The 5,750-nt window shown below is 68.7% G+C and carries 7 protein-coding genes; 3 read left to right on the forward strand and 4 right to left on the reverse strand.

Going from position 1 to position 5,750, the window contains the following annotated elements:
* The 3 genes from KBZ15_RS16990 to KBZ15_RS17000 all read left to right on the forward strand — a co-directional run.
* Positions 1–1,332, forward strand: a 1,332-nt coding sequence (locus tag KBZ15_RS16990) for a M3 family metallopeptidase (RefSeq protein ID WP_255016399.1), incomplete at its 5' end; no start/stop codon positions are given.
* Entirely contained in the window at positions 1,332–2,420 is a 1,089-nt protein-coding gene (locus KBZ15_RS16995) for a phosphotransferase enzyme family protein (protein WP_255016401.1), read from the forward strand. The genes KBZ15_RS16990 and KBZ15_RS16995, both read left to right, overlap by 1 nt.
* On the forward strand, positions 2,417–2,965 hold the full coding sequence (locus KBZ15_RS17000; protein WP_254930361.1) for a DOMON-like domain-containing protein: 549 nt from the start codon (positions 2,417–2,419) through the stop codon (positions 2,963–2,965). Before KBZ15_RS16995 ends, KBZ15_RS17000 begins: the two co-directional genes overlap by 4 nt.
* Before the next feature lie 3 nt (positions 2,966–2,968).
* On the opposite strand, the gene KBZ15_RS17005 is transcribed toward KBZ15_RS17000, so the two are convergent.
* The 4 genes from KBZ15_RS17005 to KBZ15_RS17020 all read right to left on the reverse strand — a co-directional run.
* Entirely contained in the window at positions 2,969–3,355 is a 387-nt protein-coding gene (locus KBZ15_RS17005) for a dihydroneopterin aldolase (protein WP_255016402.1), read from the reverse strand.
* Positions 3,352–4,665 carry a glutamate-5-semialdehyde dehydrogenase gene (locus KBZ15_RS17010; protein WP_255016403.1) on the reverse strand — a complete coding sequence of 438 codons (1,314 nt, stop codon included), beginning with the start codon at positions 4,663–4,665 and terminating at the stop codon, positions 3,352–3,354. The genes KBZ15_RS17005 and KBZ15_RS17010 overlap by 4 nt, the downstream gene beginning before the upstream one ends.
* Positions 4,666–4,672: 7 nt before the next feature.
* Positions 4,673–5,569 carry an ROK family protein gene (locus tag KBZ15_RS17015; RefSeq protein WP_255016404.1) on the reverse strand — a complete coding sequence of 299 codons (897 nt, stop codon included), beginning with the start codon at positions 5,567–5,569 and terminating at the stop codon, positions 4,673–4,675.
* The coding region (locus KBZ15_RS17020; protein WP_255016405.1) for a translocation/assembly module TamB domain-containing protein at positions 5,569–5,750 on the reverse strand (182 nt) is incomplete at its 5' end. The genes KBZ15_RS17015 and KBZ15_RS17020, both read right to left, overlap by 1 nt.

The following is a 5,750-nucleotide window of genomic DNA, read 5'->3' on the forward strand; positions in this document are numbered from 1 at the left end:
TCCAGCGGCGAGCTCGACAACCGCCCCCTGATCGAGCAGATCCTGGAGCTCAAACTGGCCCAGGCCCGGCGGCTGGGCGACCCCAACTGGGCCGAGGTGAGCCTGGCCTCAAAAATGGCTGGATCGGTAGCCGAGGTCGAAGCCCTGCTGGAGCAGCTGCGGGCCGCCGCCTACCCCGTTGCCCAAGGGGAACTCGAAGCGCTGGCAGCCTGCGCCGCCCGGCACGGGGCCGCCGAGGCCAGCGGGATCATGCCCTGGGACGTCAGTTACTGGGCCGAGGTGCTGCGGCAAGAGAGCTTCGATCTAGACAGCGAGGCCCTGCGGCCCTGGTTTTCCCTTGAGCAGGTGCTGGGCGGCCTGTTTGGCCTCTGCCAGCGTCTTTTCGACATCCGCATCGTGGCCACCGAAGCGGGGGAAGCACCTCTCTGGCACAGCGATGTGCGCTACTTCCGGCTGGTTGATGCCGGCAGCGGTGAGCCCCTGGCCGGCTTCTACCTCGATCCCTACAGCCGCCCGGGCAGCAAGCGGGGTGGGGCCTGGATGGATGAGTGCCTCGGTCGCTCCCGCACCCCAGCGGGGGAGCAGGTGCTGCCGGTGGCCTACCTGATCTGCAACCAGAGCCCGCCGGTGGGGGAGACCCCCAGCCTGATGACCTTCGAGGAAGTGGAAACCCTCTTCCACGAATTCGGCCACGGCCTGCAGCACATGCTCACCACGGTCGATCGCCCCCAGGCCGCTGGCATCAACAACGTCGAGTGGGATGCGGTGGAGCTGCCCAGCCAGTTCATGGAGAACTGGTGCTACGACCGGGCCACCCTGATGGGCATGGCCCGCCACTGGCAGAGCGGCGAGCCCCTGCCCGAAAGCGAATACCAGAAGCTGCTGGCGGCCCGCACCTTCATGGGCGGCAGCGCCACCCTGCGCCAGGTGCACTTCGCCCTCACCGACCTGCGCCTGCACAGCCAGTGGACGCCGAACTGCGGCCAGAGCCCCGAGCAGCTGCGCCGCCGGATCGCCGCTAGCACCACGGTGCTCGAGCCGATCCCCGAGGACGCCTTTCTCTGCGCCTTCAGCCACATCTTCGCCGGCGGCTATGCGGCCGGCTACTACTCCTACAAGTGGGCCGAGGTGCTCAGTGCCGACGCCTTCAGCGCCTTCGAAGAGGTGGGGCTCGACCAGGAGGAGGAGATCGTGGCCACCGGTCGCCGCTTCCGCGACACCGTGCTCAGCCTGGGCGGTAGCCGCTCTCCAGCCGAGGTATTCGAGGCCTTCCGGGGCCGCGGACCCAGCAGTGGGGCCCTTATCCGCCACTCCGGGCTGGCGGCCGGCTGATGGCTGCTGCCGCCCCGGAACTGGTGGCCATCGCCGAAGCATTTGCCCTGCCCGGGCCTGTCACCGCGATTGCGCCGCTGGGCAACGGCAACGTCAACGACACCTACCGGGTGGACACCGCCAACGGCGAAAGCTTCGTGCTGCAAAGGCTCAACACAGCGGTGTTTGCCGAGCCGGAGCTGGTGATGGCCAACCTGCAGGTGCTGAGCGCCCACGCCCAGCAACGGCCCCTGGCCGGCCAGCGCTGGGAGGTGCCCCGGGTGATCCATCACCGCCACAGCGGCCAGCCCTGGCTGAAGGCAGGCGGCGAGTTTTGGCGGCTGACCAGCTTCGTCAACGACGCCGTGACGCTGGATGCCATTGCCAGCCCCGCCCAGGCCATGCAGGTGGGTAGGGGGCTGGGCCTGTTTCACAACCTGATCAGCGACCTGCCCGCCGATCAGCTGGCCGACACCCTGCCTGGCTTCCACATCACCCCCACCTATCTGGCGGCCTACGACCAGATCCTGCAGTCCAGCCAGCTCCAGCGCTGCGAGCGGGCCGGGTGGTGCACGGCTTTCATTGCGGCGCGACGGGGGCTGGCGACGGTGCTGGAAACGGCCAAGGCCGAGGGCAGGCTCCTGCTGCGGCCCATCCATGGCGACCCCAAGGTGAACAACGTGATGCTCTGCGCCCAGACCGGGGTGGCGGTGAGCCTGGTGGACCTGGACACGGTCAAGCCAGGGCTGGTGCATTACGACATCGGTGACTGCCTGCGCTCGGCCTGCAATCCGGCGGGGGAAGAGGCGCCCCCTGGCGATCCCATCCACTTCGACCTCGACCTCTGCCAGGCCGTACTAGAGGGCTACCTGGGCGCGGCGCGAGCCTGCCTGAGCGAGTTCGACATCGACCATATCTTTGCTGCCGCCAGGCTGATCAGCTTCGAGCTGGGCCTGCGCTTCTTCAGCGACCATCTGGCCGGAGACGTCTATTTCCGCAGCCAGCGCCCCGGCCACAACCTGGAGCGGGCCCTGGTGCAGTTCAAGCTCACCGAGAGCATCGAAGCCCAGGAGCAGGCAATCCGCACGATCGTCGAGGGCTTGCGGTGAACTGCCAGAGCTTCAGCCTGGTTCCCTTCGGGCTCAGTTCCACCAACCTGACCATCTGCGGGACTCTGGCCCTCCACGCCGGGGTGATGGAGGTTCTCTTCAAGCTGGAAGGCGATCTCAGCGCCATCCGGATCGCCCCGCCGGCAGGGGCTGGCGAACGCCGCGATCTGCTTTGGCAGACCACCTGTCTAGAAGTGTTCCTGGCCCACCGGGGAGCTGGGCCCTACTGGGAATTCAACCTTTCCCCGGCTGGCCACTGGAACGTCTACCGCCTGGAGAGTTACCGCCAGGGGCTGGCCCCGGAGCCTGCCTACGCCCAGCTTCCCTTCAGCGTGCAGCTCCACCGCCAACAACTCAGCCTGAGCCTGCGGTGCAGCCTGCCACCGGCCCTGGCGCTGCCAGCATCAGCTGACCTGGAAGCCGCCATCACCGCCGTGATCCAGCACAGCGATGGCAGCCTCAGCTACTGGGCCCTGCACCATCCCGCCGCCGAAGCTGATTTCCATCACCGCGGTGGCTTCCGCCTCCACCTGGGCCGGGCCTGAGGCTCAGCAAGGCAGCCCGGCTTCATGCCAGCGCCGCTGGCGCCGAACCGCCACCCGACCGCCGAAGCCGGGCACCGGGGCCTGGCATTTGGCCAGATCCAGCCGCAGTGGAATCAAGCCATAGAGCGTTTCAAGGCAATCGAGCACCAACTCGCTGTAGTGCTCAATCGTGAGGCAGACCACCTGGCGGGCCTGACGCTGCAGGGCCGTGATGGCGAGGGCGTAGTCAAAGCTGGCGGCCAGCCGATCGCTGCGGGCCGCTTCTGCCAAATCGCCCGCCAGCCAGAACTCCAGCTCAAACCACTGGCCCTGGGCCCTCTCCAGCTCCAGCACCCCCACATGGGCCCAGAGGCGCAAGCCCTGCACATGGATCCAGTCGGGATGGGTCACAGCGGCAGGCTCCTGTGGCTGAACTGGCGAACTCCGCTGGCGTAGTCGGCGGCGATATGGCCCTCCCCCCGCAGCCGGTAGCGGTAGGTGACCAGCCCCTCCAGCCCCACCGGCCCCCGGGGGGGAAGGGTCTGGGTGGAGATGCCAACCTCGGCGCCGAAGCCGTAGCGGTAGCCATCGGCAAAGCGGGTGGAACAGTTGAGGTACACCCCGGCACTGTTGACCGCCGCCAGGAAGCGGTCCGCCGCCGCCGCATCGGTGGTGCAGATGGCATCGGTGTGGCGGGAGCCGTAGCGGGCGATGTGCTCCAGGGCCGCCTCGAGGTCGGGCACCACCTTCACACTCAAGATCAGGTCGGAATATTCCGTGCTCCAGTCGGCTTCGCTGGCCCCCTGGCCCACCCCGAGGGCCTGGGATGCGGCATCGCCGCGCAATTCGACACCGGCCTCGGCAAAGGCATCGATGGCCAGCGACAGGAACGCAGGGGCGATCGCCCCATCCACCAGCAGGGTTTCGATCGCATTACAGGCAGCCGGGTACTGGGTTTTGGAATCCAGGGCCACCCGCAGGGCCTGCTGGAGGTCTGCGGCCCGATCCACAAACAGGTGGCAGATGCCGTCGGCGTGGCCGAGCACCGGAATGCGGGTGTGGTCCTGAATGAAGCGCACCAGTTCGTTGGAGCCCCGGGGAATGATCAGATCAACCAGGCCGTCAAGCTTCAGCAGCCCCAGGCTCTCTTCCCGGCTGGTGAGCAGCTCCAGGGCCTCGGGGAGTACATCAGTGGCCACCGCGCTGTCAGCCAATCCTTGTCGCAGGGCCGTGAGGATGGCGGCGCAGCTGCCCCTGGCCTCCCGGCCCCCCTTGAGCAGGGCCCCGTTGCCGGAGCGGATCGCCAGGGATGCGATCTGCATCACCGCATCGGGCCGGGCCTCAAAGATCACGCCCAGCACCCCGAGGGGCACCGTCACCCGTTCCAGCACCAGGCCCTGATCGAGCTCGGTATGCAACTGGCGCCGGCCCAGCGGGTCGGCCAGCTCGGCCACCTGGCGCACGCCGGCGATGGCGCCATCGAGCTTGGCGCCATCGAGCTTCAGCCGGGCCACCAAAGCCGGAGCCAGCCCCTCGGCCGCCGCGGCCTCCAGGTCGGCCTGGTTGGCGGCCAGGATCGCCGCACGGCTCTGCTCCAGGCCAGCGGCCATGGCCCGCACCGCCTGGCGCCTCTGGCCATCGCCCAGCTGGCCCAGAACCATGGCCCTGCGGCGCACCTGGGCCGCCCGGGCGAGCAAATCTGGAGAGGGATCGGCAATCATCTGCCCATCATCCCAAGCTGGAGGCCAGCCGCTCGAGGGCCAGGCGGGCCGCCCCGAGCCGCCCAGCTCCGTTGCCCAGGCTGCAGGGACGGATCGCCAACCCCTCCCGGCTGACCGGCTGCACCCGCTGCTCCACCTCGCCCCACAGCGCCGGCAGGAAGTGGGCGCTGGCAGCGCTGATGCCGCCGCCGATCAACACCAGCTCCGGGGTGAACACATAGAGCAGGGAGCTGACGCCGATGCCCAGCAGGCGGCCATAGGCTCGCCACACCTCCAGGGCCTCGGCGTCGCCGCCATCGGCCCGCCGGCAGAGTTCGGCCGGATCCAGCCCAGAGAGGAGGGCCAGGCCGCGGCGGCTGCAATAAGACTCAATCGAGCCGCTGTTGCCGCTATTGCAGGGCGGGCCCTCGGGATCGATGCCGATCAGCCCGGGCTCGGCAGCCGCACCGTGGCGGCCGGTGAACAGCCGGCCGTCGAGCAGCACCGCCCCTCCCACCCCGGTGCCAAGGGTGAGCAGCACCACATCGCGCCTGTCGCGCGCCGCCCCCAGCCAGTGCTCGCCAATCAGGGCGCAGTTAGCATCGTTTGCCAGGGTGACACGCCGATCCAGCAGGGGTTCGAGCCAGTCGGCCAGCGGCACCTCCTGCCAGCCCGGCAGGTTGATGGCGATCCGCGCCACCCGGCCCGCCCCATCGCTTGGGCCGGGATGGCCTACCCCCACCCGATCGGCCAGGTGCTCGGGGTCAAGTTGCTGCACCGCCTCCACAATCGCCGTGGTCACGGCCCCTGGCAAAGACGGCTGGGGCGTGGGCACCTCAAGGCCGGCGAGGAGCTCTCCGGCCAGGCTGAAGCGCCCCAGCTTGAGGGCGCTGCCGCCCAGGTCCACGCCGATCAGCTGGTTCATCAGAAGCGGAAGAAGATCTGCAGCTGGGTCTGCCAGGCCCCCAGGCTGTCCACCGATCCCTGCAGGTTGAGGAGCTCGGAGGCCCTGTAGTTGAGGTTGAGTTGGGGTGGCACGTCGGAGCGGTTCGGGGCAGCCAGCACCGAGGCATTAAAGCGCTCGTCTATATCCAGGCCGATCTCAG

It is taken from the genome of Cyanobium sp. BA20m-p-22, assembly GCF_024346275.1.
Taxonomy (GTDB): Bacteria; Cyanobacteriota; Cyanobacteriia; order PCC-6307; family Cyanobiaceae; genus Cyanobium_A.